The organism is Bacillus sp. NTK071 (genome assembly GCF_017303315.1).
Classification (GTDB): Bacteria; Bacillota; Bacilli; order Bacillales; family Guptibacillaceae; genus Guptibacillus.
The window spans coordinates 1-17191 of the sequence record NZ_JAFKOI010000028.1 but is presented as its reverse complement, the minus strand read 5'-3'; the positions used below and the strand labels follow the sequence as shown (position 1 = coordinate 17191).

General features: G+C 34.5%; 17 protein-coding genes, 16 tRNA genes, 1 rRNA gene and 1 pseudogene. 34 read left to right on the top strand and 1 reads right to left on the bottom strand.

All coding sequences use genetic code 11. The annotated features are described in order from the left end of the window. The 32 genes from rrf to JI666_RS20340 all read left to right on the top strand — a co-directional run. Window positions 1-98, top strand: a 5S ribosomal RNA gene (rrf, locus tag JI666_RS20495); the annotation flags it as partial. Between the two features lie 9 nt (window positions 99-107). Continuing rightward, window positions 108-182: transfer RNA gene (locus JI666_RS20490), tRNA-Asn, on the top strand. 1 nt (window position 183) lies between these two features. Continuing rightward, window positions 184-275, top strand: a tRNA-Ser gene (locus tag JI666_RS20485). A gap of 22 nt (window positions 276-297) precedes the next feature. Further along, window positions 298-372: transfer RNA gene (locus JI666_RS20480), tRNA-Glu, on the top strand. A 34-nt stretch (window positions 373-406) separates the two neighbouring features. Beyond that, window positions 407-482 (top strand) — tRNA-Val (locus JI666_RS20475). A gap of 7 nt (window positions 483-489) precedes the next feature. After that, window positions 490-565: transfer RNA gene (locus JI666_RS20470), tRNA-Asp, on the top strand. Between the two features lie 19 nt (window positions 566-584). Continuing rightward, window positions 585-661, top strand: a tRNA-Met gene (locus tag JI666_RS20465). Window positions 662-700: 39 nt separating this feature from the next. Then, window positions 701-776 (top strand) — tRNA-Phe (locus JI666_RS20460). Between the two features lie 4 nt (window positions 777-780). Continuing rightward, window positions 781-856 (top strand) — tRNA-Thr (locus JI666_RS20455). 72 nt (window positions 857-928) lie between these two features. Then, window positions 929-1013: transfer RNA gene (locus JI666_RS20450), tRNA-Tyr, on the top strand. 7 nt (window positions 1014-1020) lie between these two features. Continuing rightward, window positions 1021-1094: transfer RNA gene (locus tag JI666_RS20445), tRNA-Trp, on the top strand. A 20-nt stretch (window positions 1095-1114) separates the two neighbouring features. Beyond that, window positions 1115-1190 (top strand) — tRNA-His (locus JI666_RS20440). A gap of 4 nt (window positions 1191-1194) precedes the next feature. Further along, a tRNA-Gln gene (locus JI666_RS20435) sits at window positions 1195-1269 on the top strand. 8 nt (window positions 1270-1277) lie between these two features. Further along, a tRNA-Gly gene (locus JI666_RS20430) sits at window positions 1278-1352 on the top strand. A gap of 8 nt (window positions 1353-1360) precedes the next feature. After that, window positions 1361-1435: transfer RNA gene (locus JI666_RS20425), tRNA-Cys, on the top strand. Window positions 1436-1461: 26 nt separating this feature from the next. Next, window positions 1462-1551, top strand: a tRNA-Leu gene (locus tag JI666_RS20420). Between the two features lie 35 nt (window positions 1552-1586). Beyond that, window positions 1587-1671 (top strand) — tRNA-Leu (locus JI666_RS20415). A gap of 118 nt (window positions 1672-1789) precedes the next feature. After that, window positions 1790-2716 (top strand): tyrosine-type recombinase/integrase, encoded by a 927-nt coding sequence (locus JI666_RS20410; RefSeq protein ID WP_206894924.1) that lies wholly within the window; start codon window positions 1790-1792, stop codon window positions 2714-2716. 151 nt (window positions 2717-2867) lie between these two features. Beyond that, window positions 2868-3644 carry a hypothetical protein gene (locus JI666_RS20405; protein ID WP_286170998.1) on the top strand — a complete coding sequence of 259 codons (777 nt, stop codon included), beginning with the start codon at window positions 2868-2870 and terminating at the stop codon, window positions 3642-3644. Window positions 3645-3847: 203 nt separating this feature from the next. Further along, entirely contained in the window at window positions 3848-4114 is a 267-nt protein-coding gene (locus tag JI666_RS20400) for a hypothetical protein (protein ID WP_206894923.1), read from the top strand. Between the two features lie 145 nt (window positions 4115-4259). Continuing rightward, entirely contained in the window at window positions 4260-4655 is a 396-nt protein-coding gene (locus tag JI666_RS20395) for a helix-turn-helix domain-containing protein (protein WP_206894922.1), read from the top strand. Between the two features lie 288 nt (window positions 4656-4943). After that, window positions 4944-5171 carry an HNH endonuclease signature motif containing protein gene (locus tag JI666_RS20390; protein WP_206894921.1) on the top strand — a complete coding sequence of 76 codons (228 nt, stop codon included), beginning with the start codon at window positions 4944-4946 and terminating at the stop codon, window positions 5169-5171. A 47-nt stretch (window positions 5172-5218) separates the two neighbouring features. Further along, complete coding sequence (locus tag JI666_RS20385) at window positions 5219-5512, top strand: hypothetical protein (protein ID WP_206894920.1); 294 nt, start codon at window positions 5219-5221, stop codon at window positions 5510-5512. Next, window positions 5509-5736: a hypothetical protein gene (locus tag JI666_RS20380; RefSeq protein ID WP_206894918.1), complete on the top strand. Its 228-nt coding sequence runs from the start codon at window positions 5509-5511 to the stop codon at window positions 5734-5736. Before JI666_RS20385 ends, JI666_RS20380 begins: the two co-directional genes overlap by 4 nt. Window positions 5737-6301: 565 nt before the next feature. After that, window positions 6302-7525, top strand: coding sequence for a phage portal protein (locus JI666_RS20375; RefSeq protein ID WP_206894916.1), 1224 nt, complete (start codon window positions 6302-6304; stop codon window positions 7523-7525). Beyond that, window positions 7522-8994: a phage major capsid protein gene (locus JI666_RS20370; protein WP_206894914.1), complete on the top strand. Its 1473-nt coding sequence runs from the start codon at window positions 7522-7524 to the stop codon at window positions 8992-8994. Before JI666_RS20375 ends, JI666_RS20370 begins: the two co-directional genes overlap by 4 nt. Window positions 8995-9087: 93 nt before the next feature. Next, window positions 9088-9501, top strand: coding sequence for a phage major tail protein, TP901-1 family (locus JI666_RS20365; protein WP_206894912.1), 414 nt, complete (start codon window positions 9088-9090; stop codon window positions 9499-9501). Between the two features lie 74 nt (window positions 9502-9575). Then, window positions 9576-9785 (top strand): hypothetical protein, encoded by a 210-nt coding sequence (locus tag JI666_RS20360; protein WP_206894909.1) that lies wholly within the window; start codon window positions 9576-9578, stop codon window positions 9783-9785. Window positions 9786-10597: 812 nt separating this feature from the next. Beyond that, on the top strand, window positions 10598-11818 hold the full coding sequence (gene avs1a / locus JI666_RS20355) for an AVAST type 1 anti-phage system MBL fold metallo-hydrolase Avs1a (RefSeq protein WP_206894908.1): 1221 nt from the start codon (window positions 10598-10600) through the stop codon (window positions 11816-11818). Between the two features lie 22 nt (window positions 11819-11840). Beyond that, window positions 11841-12932, top strand: coding sequence for a trypsin-like serine peptidase (locus JI666_RS20350; protein ID WP_206894925.1), 1092 nt, complete (start codon window positions 11841-11843; stop codon window positions 12930-12932). Next, window positions 12925-13401 carry an ABC-three component system middle component 2 gene (locus JI666_RS20345; protein ID WP_206894907.1) on the top strand — a complete coding sequence of 159 codons (477 nt, stop codon included), beginning with the start codon at window positions 12925-12927 and terminating at the stop codon, window positions 13399-13401. Before JI666_RS20350 ends, JI666_RS20345 begins: the two co-directional genes overlap by 8 nt. Before the next feature lie 7 nt (window positions 13402-13408). Next, window positions 13409-15328 carry an AAA family ATPase gene (locus JI666_RS20340; protein WP_206894906.1) on the top strand — a complete coding sequence of 640 codons (1920 nt, stop codon included), beginning with the start codon at window positions 13409-13411 and terminating at the stop codon, window positions 15326-15328. Window positions 15329-15391: 63 nt separating this feature from the next. Here JI666_RS20340 and JI666_RS20335 read toward each other — a convergent pair whose 3' ends face one another. Further along, a complete protein-coding gene (locus JI666_RS20335; RefSeq protein ID WP_206894905.1) occupies window positions 15392-15550 on the bottom strand; it encodes a hypothetical protein in 159 nt (52 codons plus the stop codon). Window positions 15551-15659: 109 nt separating this feature from the next. Here JI666_RS20335 and JI666_RS20330 point away from each other — a divergent pair, with 109 nt between their 5' ends. Beyond that, window positions 15660-16058: a hypothetical protein gene (locus tag JI666_RS20330; RefSeq protein ID WP_206894904.1), complete on the top strand. Its 399-nt coding sequence runs from the start codon at window positions 15660-15662 to the stop codon at window positions 16056-16058. Window positions 16059-16486: 428 nt separating this feature from the next. Beyond that, window positions 16487-17191 (top strand): annotated as a pseudogene (locus tag JI666_RS20325) (hypothetical protein); the annotation flags it as partial.

Below are 17191 nucleotides of genomic sequence, written 5' to 3'. Positions count from 1 at the left end.
AGGTCACACCCGTTCCCATGCCGAACACGGAAGTTAAGCTCTTCAGCGCCGATGGTAGTTGGGGGATCTCCCCCTGCAAGAGTAGGACGTTGCCAGGCTAATATTATTCCACAGTAGCTCAGTGGTAGAGCTATCGGCTGTTAACCGATCGGTCGTAGGTTCGAATCCTACCTGTGGAGCCATGGAGAGCTGTCCGAGTGGCCGAAGGAGCACGATTGGAAATCGTGTAGACGGTCAAAGCCGTCTCGAGGGTTCGAATCCCTCGCTCTCCGCCACTACCTACATAATAATAGTATTGGCCCGTTGGTCAAGTGGTTAAGACACCGCCCTTTCACGGCGGTATCACGGGTTCGAATCCCGTACGGGTCACCAACTTTACTCAATACTTATAATTTTTTTACTCTGTGGAGGATTAGCTCAGCTGGGAGAGCATCTGCCTTACAAGCAGAGGGTCGGCGGTTCGAGCCCGTCATCCTCCACCATTTCTAAGGTCCCGTGGTGTAGCGGTTAACATGCCTGCCTGTCACGCAGGAGATCGCGGGTTCGATTCCCGTCGGGACCGCCATTTTAAACTTTTATATTATCGCGGGGTGGAGCAGTTCGGTAGCTCGTTGGGCTCATAACCCAAAGGTCGCAGGTTCAAATCCTGCCCCCGCAACCAATTTTCAAATAGCCCCTATAGTGGGCAATTATAAAACATGGCTCTGTAGCTCAGTCGGTAGAGCAGTGGACTGAAAATCCACGTGTCGGCGGTTCGATTCCGTCCGGAGCCACCATGTTGCCGGTCTAGCTCAATTGGTAGAGCAACTGACTTGTAATCAGTAGGTTGGGGGTTCAAGTCCTCTGGCCGGCACCATTTTTTTCAGAGAATGGATCATTTACCATTGCCATATCATACATTGTATATTACAATGGTAATTGTCAATTTGGAGGGGTAGCGAAGTGGCTAAACGCGGCGGACTGTAAATCCGCTCCCTCAGGGTTCGGCGGTTCGAATCCGTCCCCCTCCACCATTTTGATAGGGGTATAGTTTAAAGGTAGAACAGAGGTCTCCAAAACCTCCGGTGTGGGTTCGAGTCCTACTACCCCTGCCAATATAATTATTAGTCTTGTGGCGGTTGTGGCGAAGTGGTTAACGCACCGGATTGTGATTCCGGCATTCGTGGGTTCAATTCCCATCAGCCGCCCCATTTTTGGGCTATAGCCAAGCGGTAAGGCAACGGATTTTGATTCCGTCATGCGCTGGTTCGAATCCAGCTAGCCCAGCCATTTTTGTTGCGGAAGTAGTTCAGTGGTAGAACATCACCTTGCCAAGGTGGGGGTCGCGGGTTCGAATCCCGTCTTCCGCTCCATTTTTTAAGGCGGCATAGCCAAGTGGTAAGGCACGGGTCTGCAAAACCCTTACGCCCCGGTTCAAATCCGGGTGCCGCCTCCAAATTTCATGTTTTATTTAAAAGTCCTGCCGGAGTGGCGGAATTGGCAGACGCACAGGACTTAAAATCCTGCGGAGGGTGTACCTCCGTGCCGGTTCGAGCCCGGCCTCCGGCACCACTAATTTTTCTGCCTGAACTGAATATGGTACTTTTGCCGGTGTGGCGGAATTGGCAGACGCGCACGACTCAAAATCGTGTTCCGTGAGGAGTGTCGGTTCGAACCCGACCACCGGTACCAGTTACATACGTTATTACAAGACTTCAACGTTCTCGTTGGAGTCTTTTTTTGTATTCTTTTAACACGACAAAAATAATCTAAAATCGTGTGCGATGAATCGTATACGTAGGAGGTTAGAATGTCGAGACGAAAAGAATTATCAGAAGAAGAATTAAAAATTATTAAGAAGAAATTATCAGATGAAGAAGCATTTGAAAAGTTCTTTAAGAACTGTTATTTAAGAAACTTGAGGCCAGCTACAATTCAGTATTATAAGAATGAGTTTCATGCTGCTAAGAAGTATAACCATAAGGAACTTGTTAACTTTAATCAAGGCGATATAGAAAACCTGATATTAGAAAGCAAAAAACATATGAAAGTGACCACTATTAATACTCGTTTACGTGCTCTGAGATCATTCTTCAATTATTTGCTGAAGAATAAACTCATTGAAGAAAATCCTATGAGGAATATTAAGTTGCTACGTGACAGACAAAAGGCTATAGAGACTTTAGATAACGATGAGATAGAAGCCCTTATTAAAACAATTAGAAAGCTTAAAACGTTCGTGGGCTTTCGAGATGAAGTTATTTTGCTGGTTTTTATAGATACAGGAATCCGTTTGTCTGAGCTTGTGGGAATAGAAGTGGCAGATATAAGAGGGAACCATATCATCATCAGAAAAACCAAGAATTTGTTTGAGAGAACAGTATATCTTTCTGATATTACTCAAGAACAGTTAGACAGATATTTGCAGATCAGAGGAGAGCTCGATACAGATAAAGCTTTTATAAGTCATGACAACAATGAGTTAAACCCACACAGTATTCAAACTAGATTTACGAAGTATGGAAAAGAAGCGAAAATCAGTAAAAGAGTCAGTCCACATACATTTAGACACACTATGGCAAAACGTATGATTGTAGCAGGAATAGATGCTTTTTCTCTAATGGCGCTGCTTGGCCACAGTGATATGACTATCACTAAGAAGTATGTAAATCTTTGGGGAGCAGAAATTGAAGATAAGCATAAAAAGTTCGGAGCGTTGAGAGGTTTAAAGTTATAATGTACGAACGCAAGTTCGTGTATTAAAATAAATAATAGAGAGTGACTGAGATTAGGACCCTTATCACTCTCTACTATTACATACCAGAAGAAAGACTTCTGTTAGTTAAATATAGCAAGTCCCTTTCTTCTGCGTCAAGAGGAGAGATAAAATGAAAATTTTATCATTGCTAAGTGGAAATGGTTTTGTAATGTATAACAAAGAGTTAGCTCATTCTGTCTCAACAAACGGAGCAATTATATTTGGCCAACTATGCTCTAGCTATGAAAGTTTTTCTAGTAAACAAATGCTGACTATTCGTGATAACAAAGAGTATTTCTTTTTAACAAGTGAGGTATTGCAGAGAGAAACTGCCCTAACTTATAAGCAGCAATTAAGGGCCACAAAAGATTTAGAAGAAGCCGGGTACGTTGAGACAAAGATGATGGGGATACCTTCAAAGAAGTTTTTTCATATCACTAATAAGATTATTGAGGAACTTATCTCTGTGGTAAATCCTAGCTCTTCCATAATGGAAGACCTGGATAGTACGATAGGAAATAGCCCATTAAGCAATGACAAAAGGGAAACCCTAGGCATTCAAAAAAGTCTCAGCAATCCTGAACAAAAGGTTTCAACTATTAAAAAGAAAAATAAAAAAGAAGAAAGTAAAAATACTGAAGATATACTTGTTAACAAAGAAATAGTTAACAATGAAGTCGTTATTAATCGACTAACAAATGAATATAGAATCAAAGGATTGAGTAAAGATGTTTGTTTAAGAGTGGTAGAAGAAGTTAACTCTAATTCGGGTGAAATTGAGAATTTTGGTGGATATCTTAGGACTTGTTTAGAGAGAACTCTATACAGAAGTAAAGTTCGTAATGGTGAAATCAATCCATATCAAAGGATGATAGAACGGTTAAACAATTCAGATTTACCATATTAACTCAAAGTACAAAACAATATTGGAGTGTACCCAGAAGGTCCTAGATTGAGCGTGAAGACACTTTATAAAGTGAGGTAATAGTTTTATATTTATCTCACTTATTTATGTCTTAAAATAAAAATGATGTTTTGCTTTACACTTTGTAAATCACTAGATATAAGAGCATTGTAAGATGCGAAAATAAGTGTTTGGAGGAATATTATATGCTAATTACTATTCAATGCTCGGTGTATCATTGGAATGTTATGGAGGAAATTATTTATGAAGCTCAAATTGATAGCATAGAAGGTTTTATAGCTTTGACTTGCCAATTTGATAAAAGAGTAAAGTTTAAAAAAACATCAGATAAAAATTGGTATTATGCTAAAACGATGATTAAACGACTCTTCAAAAATGATATGGCTAAAAACAAACCTATAATAAAATACGTTTGTAATAATGATTTAAATAAAATTGAGGATGAAGCCTGATTAAAGAAAGAAGTTGGAATAGTTTATGACTTGAACTATTGAGGTAAAATATTTTCTTGGAAAATTAGAAAATTGATTTACGTACTCAATTCCGCAAGATAAAAAGAAAATGTAAAAAGTATATGCTATCGGAGGAATTGAGATAATGAACGAAGTCAAAATAAAATTCAGAAGAATTGATAAGCTCGATCGAGACTTTACACAGATATCTAATAACGTATTTTATCTTTTAAGAGGAAAACCGACAGCTTACATGGTTTATAGTTATTTAAATCATCGCTATAACATTAATATGAACTATGCATTCCCTTCTATTAAGACAATACAGCAGGATTTAGGGATTGGAAGTAATAAAACAGTTGTCAAAGCTCTTGAAACTTTGGAAGAAAAGAAATTGATAAGGATTATTAAAGAAAAAACAAGTGTTAATAGAAATGCTGTAAATAAATATGTCGTTTATTATCCAGTTATCATCAATGCTTTAAGTGAAGAAGAAGAACATCTTGCTCCAGAAGAATTTGTTGAGATGGTGGCTTTTTAGTCATCATTTTTTTTGATAAGTGTACTTATTACATTTCTATAGTGTAATAATGACACTTTGATAGTGTAATAAGTACACAGTATTAATATTTAATTTAATAATACTTAATTAATAATACTTAATTAATAATATTTAATTAAACGAAAAAATTTGGCAAGCAAATTTTTTCGTTTAAAATCAAATACTAATTACTTCTAAATAAAGTCTGATTGTTAAGTAAAATTCGCTTACGTTCTTATTCCTCTAGATAAAATTTACATGTGAGCACAATTAATTGGAGGAATGGATATGAAAGAATTAATCACAACAAAAGAAGGACAAGTATTCAAAATCATAGATGGTAAAAAGATTGAAGCAAAACAATATCTTATTGGCGGTCAAGAAGGCAACAGGTATCTTTCTGTGGCTCTTAATGGAACTCTCCAATATGTCCATAGATTAGTGTGGGGAACGTTCAATGGCGCTATCCCTGAAGGCCTCGAAATCAATCATACTGATGGTAATAAAAAGAATTAATGATTTATCTAACTTGGAACTTATGACACATGCAGAGAATGTTAAACATGCTTTCGATTCAGGTCTACACGAAACTTTCTCAAAAAGAAGTTGATAATAGATTGATTAAGCATGAGATTCGTAAATTGAATAATAGATGGTTTGTTTATGATTTAGACTTCAACTTCATCAGCAAACATTTTACTCAAGAAGATGCAGCTCAATCTATCAAAGTATCACGTCAAGCAGCAAACAATTCATTTAGAGAAGGTAGAGCAATATTAAAACACTTTTATATCTGTAAATTAGATCAATTACAAGAATTTAAAAAGAGAGTCGAAGAAAGGAAACTTCTGATATGAAAAAAATTAAAGTAATTCACGACAAGACAGGATTCATCTTAGGAATTTACTTAGAAGATCGAGAAGGAAAACGGATGGTTTACTCTTGCACCAATCGAAAAGGTTTACGTCCTGCACGAATTATCTCAGCAAGAGAAAAAGAAGGATATGAAGTTGAATATGTATTAGAAGAGTCTGGATTAATTCAGCTCTCTTTAATAGAAATCTATCAACTCGCAAATTAATTTGTCGAAATTAGTAAAAACACGTCTTATAAATCCTAGTTGTATATATATATTAATAGAGAGCACTTTGAGTTGATAGCTTCCTCCGATTCTTTTAGCTGAAAGTGCTTCTTCTCTAGTATCATTAATTTGATCATCAATAGTTTTAATTTCATGACTTCTTTATCTGCACATACTTTTTCAGAGTTTTTAAGTCTATAAAAACTTTAGCTAGGTACCAAAGTAGGGTATCTTTTTTTTGTTTATTCGAGAGCCATCGGATAAATCTACTCCTTTGGGATATCCTGTTTTGGTACTTAGCGCCTCCTATTTAGATTTTGAAATGAAGTATTGAAGTATTGGTGAGGTTCTTTCGACTCCTTTCCAGCCTTGTCAATACTTCATTTGAATATCTAACATTTATATGAGCCTTGTTTTATTAAACGTTCTTCAAGGCTCATTCCCATATAAGCATTTCCTTTGGAAGGTCTAGCTCCGGTCAGCTAGGCCTTTTTTTATTTTGTCTGTATTTGCTTCGTCAAGCAATTTTATTATAAAACCTGAATTCGAAAGGAAGTAATCATTAATGGCCAACCTATTTACTTGGGGTAAAACAAATGACGTTCAATCAAAAGATCTTTATTCAACAACAATTTCAGTTACAAGACCATTAGCCATCGTAACAGAAGAAGATGCATTAAAAGTTCCAGCAGTTAAAGCAGCAGTAGAATTAATTTCAAATACAGTTGCTCAACTACCTATCTTTCTATATGAAGAGCAGTATGACAAATCAGTAGAGAAGATTAAAGATGAACGAACCACTCTCTTAAATAATTCAGCTAACTTACATGAAACAGCTCAAACTCTTAAAAAGAAATTAGTACAAGACTATCTACTTCGTGGTAAAGCCTACCTTCTACTAAAGAATGGAAAACTATTTGTATTAGAAGCGAAGAACGTACGAGAAGAACTTTATACAGATGATGGTTTTACAGTTTCAAGAAAAGAATTTGAATATTATGGAACAGCAACAAGAACAGTTACGTTCAGCCAAGAAGAAATTATCGTTATTGATAGTTCGACAAATGGTCTACTAGCTGATTCAGGAAATCTCTTTCAAACAGCATTAAATCAACTCGAATATAATCGTTCAGTGATGGACAACGGAGCTGTACCTTCTGGAGTATTAAAATCAGCTTCAAGACTAACTGAAAATGCAATTACTCGTTTAAGAGAAAGTTTTTCTACTTTGTACGGTGGTTCCAAGAAAGCTGGCAAAACAATCATTTTAGAAGAAGGTCTTGATTTTGAAGCTCTGTCAATGAAACCTGAAGAACTTCAACTTAATGAATCAAGCAAACTGATGATTGCTGAAATTGCTCGTGTATTTAACCTTCCAGAGAGCATGATTAATAGCTCTGCTAACAAATACGGAAGTTTAGAACAGAACTCAATTCAATTCCTACAAAGTTGTATCGGTCCAATCATTTCTTCAATCGAATTATCGTTCGATAAATATCTACTTACTCAAAGTGAAAAATCTTTGGGTTATTTTTTTAGATTCGATACATCTGAAATGATTCGTCTGACTGAGAAAGAAAAGATCGAAACAGTTTCAAAAATGTATGGTGATGGATTGATCAGCTTCAATGAAATGAGATTCAAGATTGATATGAAACCTATTGAAAATGACGTTTATAAAGCTGGACTTGGTGATGTATTCAAGAACATCGAGTCAGGCAAATACACGATTCCAAATATGGGAGTAGTAGAAAATGAACAACTAATAGGAGGGAAAGCTCAAGGATGAAAATTGAATTAAGGAATTCAGAAGTAACCCTGGCTGCTCATGGTCAAGGTCTCATGGTCAAGGGTTATGTCAATAAGCCAGGAGAATTATCAGAGCTTATTGGAACGACCAAAAAGTTCAAAGAAAAGATTGCTGTCGGTGCCTTCAAATCAGCTATTTCTAATCGAACAAAAGACATTGATTTTCTAGCTGAACATGACACAAAGCAAGTTCTTTCTTCTACAAGTAACGACTCATTGGTCCTTCGAGAAGATGCTGAAGGAGTTTATATGGAAGCTCGGATCTCTGAGACTTCATATGGAAAAGACTACTACACTCTGATCACTGATGGACTAATTAAGTCTATGAGTTTTGGAATGAGAGTTCTAAAAGACAGTTGGAAGTATGTTGAAGGCGTAGCTGTTCGAACTGTTCATGAATTTGAACTTGTTGAAGTTTCAGCAGTTAAGAATCCTGCTTATTCTCAAAGTTCAATTTCAGCAAGAAATATCGACATAGTTGAAGAAGTTGACGTTCCTGAAATGGAACAAAAAAATACTGAAAGAGGTTTTGAAGATATGGAAATGAAGCTAGAAAAACGTACAAATGAAGCAGATGTATTCGAGCAATATCTAAGAGGACAAGTAGAAGCGAGAGCTCTTACAACTACAAATGAAGGAACAGCAGTAATTCCAGAAAACGTTTCAAGCTTTATCGTTAAACGTATGGAAGAAGTATCTCCTGCATTCCAACAAGCTCGTAAGATTGAATCTGTTGCTGGTTCTCTTAAGATTCCAAAAGAGAATGATGCAATCACTGGTGGTTTCTTCGGTGAAGGAGAAAACATCATTGAAGAACAACTTTCTTTTGAAGAAGTTAAACTTAATCAGAAACGTCTTGGAGCCGCACTAGCAATTACTAACCAAATGGTTAACGACTCTGGTGTAGATATTACTGCTTACTCTCAAGAACTTCTTGCTCGTCGTCTTGCTAAGACAGCAGAACAAGCTATCTTTGTAGGAGATGGAGTTAAACAGTTCAATGGTCTTTTGAATGAGCCAGGTCTTGCTTCAGTTGAAACAACTGCAGTAGTAATGGACAACCTTATCGAACTTTATACTTCAATTCATCCAGATTTCATTGCAGAGTCAGCATTCTATATGAATCGTGACCTGTTCAATCAAGTTGCTAAAATGCGTGATGGCAATGGTCATCTATTCCTTCAAAATGGAGTAGTAAATGGTAGAGTTGTTTATCAACTTCTAGGAGTACCAGTTCATGTTACTGAAGCTCTTCCTGCTGCTAATCCTGCTGTATTTGCCAACATGAAAGAAGCTTATACAATCATGGTTAAAAAGGGCATGGCTCTTAATAACATCGTTGATACAACTCAAGCTCTTCGTGGTTCTCGTCTACTTGTTGCTGATTCTTACATGGATGGTGCAACAGTAAACAGCCAAGCAGTAGCAAAACTAACTGTAACAGCTTAATTTTTTCGGTCAATAATGTGAAGTATTTCACAAAAAAGAAGTCAGACAATCTGGCTTCTTTTTCTTTTTATTAAAACTTAGGAGTGGATCCATTTGAGTAGTAAGATTACAGGAATGAAAGTTAAAGTATTTATCAAACAAGCTGAAACGGGACAGCTACTAGCAGGTCAGCGTAATGCTTCTCTTTCTCGTTCAGCAGAATCAATCGATGCAACATCAAAAGACAGTGCTGGAAATTGGAAAGAATCAGTATCAGGCTTCAAAGAATGGTCTATTGACTGTGATGGAGCATTTGTAGAATCTGATGTAGCATTCAGTCTTTTAGAAGCAGCTTTTCTTAACGGAGATAAGGTTGTAGCTTACATTGAGTTTCCATCCGGTCAGAAGTACGAAGGAGAAACAACTATTACAGATTTTTCTCTCGACCTTCCATATGATGATTTGGTTACTTATTCTCTTTCTTTGCAAGGTTCGGGAGTATTGGCATCAATTGCACCAGTAGTTTAATACAAGAAGAAGGGAAACCTTCTTCTTTTTTTATTTATGAAAATACAGAATACAATCAATCGGGGTGAACAATTATGAAAGAAGAATTGCAAGAAGCATCTTTATTACGAGAAGTTATGAATGATGATGATTATAGATTTTTAGTGGCTAAAATTGCTATCCATAACTTAAAAGAATCAGTTAAAAGAAAATCTGAAATGCATCGGTTAGTTAATGATGTTTTAAACGAACTCAACTTAGGTTCGATTAGCTATGGATTTATCCGTAATCATGTATCTTTTTAGATAGCGAAACTCTCTTCGTTTTTGTCAGTTTTTTTATAAACTGTTTTTTTTAATAAGCTACTGCAAACCAGTGAGGTAAACGACTGTATTAGATTGTAGTGCTTATTAACTGTATCGTATTAAACTTCAGTAATCCTGATAAGAAGATAGTAGACAGCTATATATTGCAGTACAATATACAGTCCTAATCATCAGGTATATCAGCAATCAGTATATGCAGTATCCAGCTATATCAAGAAGTACAGCTACAACCTAACAACAGGTATAGCAGAGTAGATATTTATAATAACTGTTGGTGCAGTAGTAGATGGATGCAGTACAAACAGTAGTAGTTATTACAAGAGTTATGAATCTAACAATTAGTAGATGGTTGGATGTATAGACGAACTGATAAAGAAGATGATAATAGTAGTGATTTAGTTGAATGCTTGTAGCAATTGATAGATGATTAGAAGTGAGTAAGATGATCACAACTATTTGTGTTGAAGCTACATCAACAACTCATTGGAGTAGATGAAGGATTGTCAGTGATGAAGCAGAAGATTTAATGATGTTTGTTGTTGATGATAGGAATGAAGCTAGTTAGAAAGTTAAAAGAGTATTGAGCATTGATAGATGTTAGGTAGAGAGAGCTTGTTGTTCGATATGCCTACTACTTTTAAGAAAAAAGAGTTAAACCATTAAAATAACGAGGGGAGAGGTGTTTACACTAAGGGTACCAAAACACCAATTCAGTGTTGAGAATAATTATGTTAGTTTTTAGAGTTAGAATTATATGGTAAAATCAAGTGAAAAGTAAGGTGATTTACGAAATGTCAGATATTAATATAGAAATGTTTCCTGCCTTAGGAGGGGATTGCCTCTTAGTAACTTTAGGAAATAAGAAAAAAACTAATATTTTAATTGATGGTGGTTATAAAGAAACATTTTATAATTACCTAAAACCTAGACTTCAACATATGAAAAAAAATGGAGAGAGACTTGATTTAGTAATAGTTACCCATATTGATGCAGATCATATTGAAGGAATTATAGAACTACTTCGAGAAAATGGCAGCTCAAAGAAAGCAAATATAATTAGTATTGGTGAAATTTGGCATAATAGTTATCGACACCTTCAGTTTCTAAAAGATAATGATAAAAAAATAGATTTTAGAGAAAAAGCTATTTTACTAGATAAGATTGTACAAGGTTATCAAAATAAACAATGTAATTCGGAAAATACTGATATAAGTGCAAAAGATGGATCAACTTTAGCTGCTCTTATTTATGCAGGTGGTTATAATTGGAACACCTCATTTAACGGTAGTGCCATAAACGTTGATTCAAAGGAACTAATCAACATAAATTCAGAGTTTAAGCTTCGATTGTTAGCTCCAAACTCAAATAGTTTACAAAGGTTAAGTAAATTTTGGTTGAAAGAATTGAGAAAGGAAAAGTATGATTTTACATTAACTGATAATGAACTATTTGATGATGCATTTGAATTTTTTATGTTAAATCAAAGTGAACTCCAATATTCAGATGAAGATACTGATATATCTAATCGTAAAGAAAATATTGATATAGAATCACTTGCAACAAAAAAGGAAAGCTTAGATAATTCACCAGTAAATGGTTCTTCAATATGTTTTATTGTTGAATATCAACAAAAGAAGGTACTTTTCCTGGCTGATTCACTTCCTCAAGTTATTTATTCTGAGATTCAAAAATTAGTTGAAAAAGAAAGCTATATTCCTACTTTTGATTTAATTAAAGTATCCCATCATGGTAGTAGTAGAAATACAACCCAAAAACTTCTAGAGTTAATTGACTCAAAGCACTTCTTCTTTTCTACAAATGGAAAAAAGCATAAACATCCTAGCCCAGAAACCATTGCTAAAATTGTTATCAGAAATGGTGGCCTGCGAAAACTATTTTTTAACTATCCTCTAACTTATGCTAATTTTCTTAGGGAAGATTTACAATTAAAGTATAATTATGTTATTGAATCACCTCCAGAGGGAGAAAAAATAACATCTATAAAAGTATAGAGGTGGTAGTATTGTGACATATATGAATCTTATAGATAATACCCTTGAGAAAGCAGTTGCTCGGCTTATTTGTGGGGAGGGAACAAAGGCAGAAAAAGCTACAGCTTTTCTTGTCTCTAGCAATAAAGCTGTTACTGCTCGTCATGCTATAGAAGACTATTACAACCAAAGCAAAGAAATTTATCTAGAGTTTTTAAATATTGATACTGAACCCGTAGTTCGAAAAGCCACTCCGTACGATATTAGTCCAATTGGTTCTTCCCCTGTCAGTGTACTTGAATTAGAGGAAGAAATAATACTAGATACATATTTAGAATTTAGTGATTACCAAATTGAAAAAGATGATAAATATGAAACCTATGGTTATCCTGTAGTTAAATGGAACGTAGGTGAGCGAACCAACAGTTATATTTCAAGAAGAATAGAAAGAGAAATGACTGGTTTTTATGATTGGGATATTGACTTAAAACATGATTCAAAGATAGAAACGTTCAGGGGGTTGTCTGGATCTCCTTTAATAGTAAATGGGAGGTTAGTAGGGGTAATATTAGCAGAGTCTGTGGCTAATGGTAAAGCAATTTCGTTGGGTGCTGTAAGTATAGAAAAAATCACCTCCCTGTTACAACATTTAGATATACCAATTTATACCTTTACAGAAGAATACGAATTAGACGAGATATATGAACTTGATGAAGGTAGCGATTATTCGGATGCTGTATTTGTAGCTAAACTTGAATCTGCATCTATTTACGACCATGAAGATTGCCAAGAAGAATTTTTTAATGCAGATATTGCTAAGAGCTCTATTGAGAGTAGAGGATTCCGACCAGAGCTAAAGAGTTTATCTAATCTGAGGTTTTCTATAAAGAGTATTTGGAAAACTGAACATAGAAATTATAAAGAGGAAGTTGACGGGAATGAACTATTAAAAATTGTTTATAAAACCGTCGAGCAACTAAGTGAAACTACTTTAAAGAGTGATCTCCCTTTATCTTTAATAGTTAAAAAAGGTATATTGCATCAGCTATCAGATGAATGTAAAGTAGGTTGGGTTAAGAATTATAAAAAGAGATTAAATGAATTTATGGAAGCGAAGGGGCAATCCAATGATTAAAGAGTTGAATTTAGTAAATAGTGATTTGATTTTAAATTCAACAAGAGTCCTAATTCTTATTTCAAAATTTGAATCTAGGAAAGCGTTTAAGTTAAATGCAACTAAAATTATGCTGTATGACTTTTATATGAAATTTCCACAAACTATGCTCCCTAAAGAAATTGATATATCAACCGAAGAAGATTTTAATGAGTTTTATTCATTTTTCCATTCTAGGCCGGATAGAGAAGAATATCAATTGTATATAAGATATTTGCTTGGTAAAAGGTTAGTCGATAGAGTTGTTATAGAAAATGATTTTTGTTATCGCATTAATGACAGAGGTAAAGAAGTCATTTACAATCTAAAAAGCGATTATTCAATGGAGTTAGATAAAATAGCAGAATATATTAAAAAGGATGTCTCTAAACTAAGTGAGACCCTAATAGAAGAAACTATTTTACGAATGTCTCATAAAAATAGGGAATGATTAATCAATGAGTGAAAAAATATTTTTAGAAAAGTTAACTTTAGTAGGGTTTAGAAAGAATTACGAAGTGGATTTTAAAAGTGGTTTAAATTATATATCTGGACCAATGTCAACAGGGAAATCTTCGATTGCAGAAATGATAAATTATGCATTTGGAAGTGAAAAGCATAAAGCTTATATTGAAATAAATAAAAGTTGTAAAGAAGTAATGTTAGATTTCTTTATTGGCGAAGATAAATTTAGAATAGTTAGACCACTATTTGAATTTAATAGACCGGTGAAGCTTTTTAGATGGGATACTGAAATAAATGATTTTAGAAAAGACTTTCATTTATTGGAGGTAGACTCCCCATCTAATGAAAATTCTCTTTCGGCATTTTTATTAAATGAAATAGGTCTTCCAAACATTACTGTTGTAAATCAAAGTTTTAGTTTTAGAGACTTATTAAAATACGCTTATGTAAAACAATCTATCATTGATTCTGAGAATTTATTAAATGAAAAATCAGGTGGATCTGGTTTAAAAAGAAAGCCGACTTTTGAGATCATCTTTAACATATACAATGAATTATTGGGAGACTTAAGACAGCAACTTAAAGAGAAAGATCTTCATATTAAATACATGGAAAATAAACGTGAGGGTGTCTTAGAGTTTCTAGAAGGGTTAGAAGTGCTAGACCGAAATAATTATATTAAAGAAAAGAACTATTTAGATGATGAATTATCCAAAAAAATACAGAAATTAAAGGATATAAAGTCCGAAGGTAAATATGATGACCAAATTACAATGGGATTGGAAAAAGAAGTCCAGGACTTAAAAGAGCATTTAGCTGAATTACAAGAGCAAATATCAGAACGAAATAAATATATTGATAAATTAAAACTACTAAGAAATCAGTATAGCAGTGAAATTCAAAAAATTGAGTTTATTTTAGAAGGGGCAGTGATTTTAAATAAGTATGAATTTGAGGTTTGTCCTTCATGTTTAAACACGTTAGTTGAAAAGGAAGGTTGTCATTTATGCGGTAATGAAATGAGAGATCTTTCCGAGCAAGAATCAAAAGTATTTAAAAGTGAGGTTAGACGTCTAAAAAGAAAAACAACTAATCTAATATCTTTAATAGGTCAGCAAGAAGAATTATTAAAGAGTTTTAAAGAACAAAAGGAAAAATTAGAAAATGAACTTCATACAAAACAAAGGAAACTTGATCATCTAAGGAATCAATATATTAGCCCATTTATAGAACAAATAGAACAGATAAATTATGAAATAGGAAACATTTATAATCATATTGATCAACTAGAAAAAAATTTAATTATCATTGATCAATTTTCTAAAATTAACGAAAACATATTACAGGAACAAAAAAAACGTGATCAATTAAAAGATAGAATTGATTCAATAGAAAAAGATGTAGTTACAAAAGAAAATGTAGTTAACGGACTTTCTGAATTATTCAGTACCATATTAACTGAATTTTCATTCCCTAAGCTAAATAATGCCTACATAAGAGAATCAAATTTCTTACCTTATGTAAGAGGTGTAAAATATGATGAATTAGGTAGTGGCGGTGCAGTTACTATGACAACCATGGCATACTTCCTTTCAATTGCTTTACTCGAATCTCCAAATAAAAACCACCCTGGTTTCATAATTATAGATTCGCCAAGAAAGAATTTAGGAGCAGACGCAAAAAGTGATGATGAGTTTAAAGATGAAGAAATATTCAATTCAATTATTAAATATTTTTTGAGTATCAATAATAGTGATGATGAAAATATAAATAACGATGTTCAAATAATAGTTATCAATAATGGTTACCCACCTTTCGTCCCTCAAGAAGATTTAATAAAAGTTTTTGATGGCAAGGGTACAGGTGATTTACCGTATGGTTTGATTGATGACATAGAGTACTTAAAGGAATAAAATATCAATTTTATAATTAAAAGGACTCACCTCTTATAGTAAGATAGAGGTGAGTTCTCTTTACTATCGCTTTTTTGTGAAAAACATATTGTACACTTCATCAAGAAACTTCTTTCTTTCTTTATTGCTCAACTCATCTAATGCCTCGAGCATATCTTCCGCTGTAATATCTTCAACTTCTTCATTATAAGTTTTTCTAACACGAATGATACCATCTTCCATTTTAAAACCTCCTATAAATGATCAATTAAATAGATATTTATTAAATATCTTAACATTATTAAGTTTACAAACAACATTTCCTCGATAGAAAACGTTCGAGGTGATCTAAATGCTACCAACTAAAGAACAACTTATAAAACACTTAAGTGACAAAATGACAAATCAAGACATCGCATTAATTTATAAAATATCGTTTCAAAAAGTCATACAATTAATAAAGCAGAATAATATTGACTCTGACGAGTTAAGAAAAATAAATCAGTATATTGTATATGAACATTGGTTTAATGAAAAAGTGATTTATATTGGAAGTGGAAAATGGTATAGATGTAGACGACATTCTAATAGAAGAAACTCAACTCATAAAAGCTTAATGAAGGAAGGTAAGATCAATTTTAAAATAGTTGCAGAGTTTAATGAAGAAAAAAAAGCTCGAAGTTTGGAGAAAGATTTAATTCGAAGATATAAAGAAATTGGACAGGCTAACTTTAATAAACAGGTCAATTAAACTTGACGATTTTTGTAAGCAGGAGCATAATTATCAGTAATCGTGTTAACCGAATTTCATTAAAAGCCAACAAACGTTGTTAGTAATCGTTTTAACTATGTAATGGTCAATTAGGGGACTCAAAATCGTGTTCCGAGAGGAGTGTCGGTTCGAACCCGACCACCGGTACCATTACATATTTTATTACTTATAACTTTTCAAGTGCTCTTTGCTTAATGCAAAGAGCACTTTTTTGTTTGTAATAATACTGATAGCTACCAGTACGTTCCTTTAAAGGTGATAGATTTCTTTACAATTAATTAGCACTAAAAAAAATGCAATTTAATAGCTTATGACATGGTTAACATTTTTGTTTTTGTGACACATAGAATGATATGTCATCAAAATATTAGCTATCCACAGGAATTTAAGAAGGGAGAAGTACAATAATGGCAATATTATCAACTGGACCAATAGCTAATACACCTGTAGGAGGTTTAAGGCCAACTCAGCAATTAACCGTCATAATTGATAATACAGAGTCCAATTTTAGTTCTAATGTATACATTCAAGGTTATTACCTCAATGGTACAAGACAACTATATGTGCTGGAGCTATTAACTGTAGAGCCAAATTCAGTCGTTACGAAAAATTATTATGCCAACTTTAACTCATTTGAATACATGTTTACAACATCTGGTCAGGCAGCAGATAAGACGTACATTTCTGCTTGGGGAAAAAATCAAACTGGTCAACTTGTTGCTCCGCATAGACTAGTTTCTTCTGAGCTATTAGGCTCTCAAAAAGGAGCAACAGGAGCAACAGGTGCAACAGGAGCTGTTGGTGCTAAAGGAGTAACAGGTGCAACTGGGGCTAAAGGAGCGACAGGAACAACCGGATCAACGGGGGCAACGGGAGCCACAGGATTAACCGGATCAACAGGAGCAACGGGAACCACAGGAGCGACTGGAGCAACCGGGACAGCCGGAACAACTGGGGCAACGGGACCAACCGGAGCAACGGGACCAACCGGAGCAACGGGACCAACCGGAGCAACGGGAGCAACCGGAGCAACCGGGACAGCCGGAACAACTGGACCCACAGGAGCAACTGGAGAAACCGGAGCAACCGGGACAGCCGGAACAACTGGACCA

Bases quoted from the DNA above. Each gene is read 5' to 3' on its own strand.
- JI666_RS20410 (WP_206894924.1), top strand. From the start codon at position 1,790: ATGTCGAGACGAAAAGAATTATCAGAAGAAGAATTAAAAATTATTAAG.
- JI666_RS20405 (WP_286170998.1), top strand. From the start codon at position 2,868: ATGAAAATTTTATCATTGCTAAGTGGAAATGGTTTTGTAATGTATAAC.
- JI666_RS20400 (WP_206894923.1), top strand. From the start codon at position 3,848: ATGCTAATTACTATTCAATGCTCGGTGTATCATTGGAATGTTATGGAG.
- JI666_RS20395 (WP_206894922.1), top strand. From the start codon at position 4,260: ATGAACGAAGTCAAAATAAAATTCAGAAGAATTGATAAGCTCGATCGA.
- JI666_RS20390 (WP_206894921.1), top strand. From the start codon at position 4,944: ATGAAAGAATTAATCACAACAAAAGAAGGACAAGTATTCAAAATCATA.
- JI666_RS20385 (WP_206894920.1), top strand. From the start codon at position 5,219: ATGCTTTCGATTCAGGTCTACACGAAACTTTCTCAAAAAGAAGTTGAT.
- JI666_RS20380 (WP_206894918.1), top strand. From the start codon at position 5,509: ATGAAAAAAATTAAAGTAATTCACGACAAGACAGGATTCATCTTAGGA.
- JI666_RS20375 (WP_206894916.1), top strand. From the start codon at position 6,302: ATGGCCAACCTATTTACTTGGGGTAAAACAAATGACGTTCAATCAAAA.
- JI666_RS20370 (WP_206894914.1), top strand. From the start codon at position 7,522: ATGAAAATTGAATTAAGGAATTCAGAAGTAACCCTGGCTGCTCATGGT.
- JI666_RS20360 (WP_206894909.1), top strand. From the start codon at position 9,576: ATGAAAGAAGAATTGCAAGAAGCATCTTTATTACGAGAAGTTATGAAT.
- avs1a (WP_206894908.1), top strand. From the start codon at position 10,598: ATGTCAGATATTAATATAGAAATGTTTCCTGCCTTAGGAGGGGATTGC.
- JI666_RS20350 (WP_206894925.1), top strand. From the start codon at position 11,841: ATGAATCTTATAGATAATACCCTTGAGAAAGCAGTTGCTCGGCTTATT.
- JI666_RS20345 (WP_206894907.1), top strand. From the start codon at position 12,925: ATGATTAAAGAGTTGAATTTAGTAAATAGTGATTTGATTTTAAATTCA.
- JI666_RS20340 (WP_206894906.1), top strand. From the start codon at position 13,409: ATGAGTGAAAAAATATTTTTAGAAAAGTTAACTTTAGTAGGGTTTAGA.
- JI666_RS20335 (WP_206894905.1), bottom strand. From the start codon at position 15,550: ATGGAAGATGGTATCATTCGTGTTAGAAAAACTTATAATGAAGAAGTT.
- JI666_RS20330 (WP_206894904.1), top strand. From the start codon at position 15,660: ATGCTACCAACTAAAGAACAACTTATAAAACACTTAAGTGACAAAATG.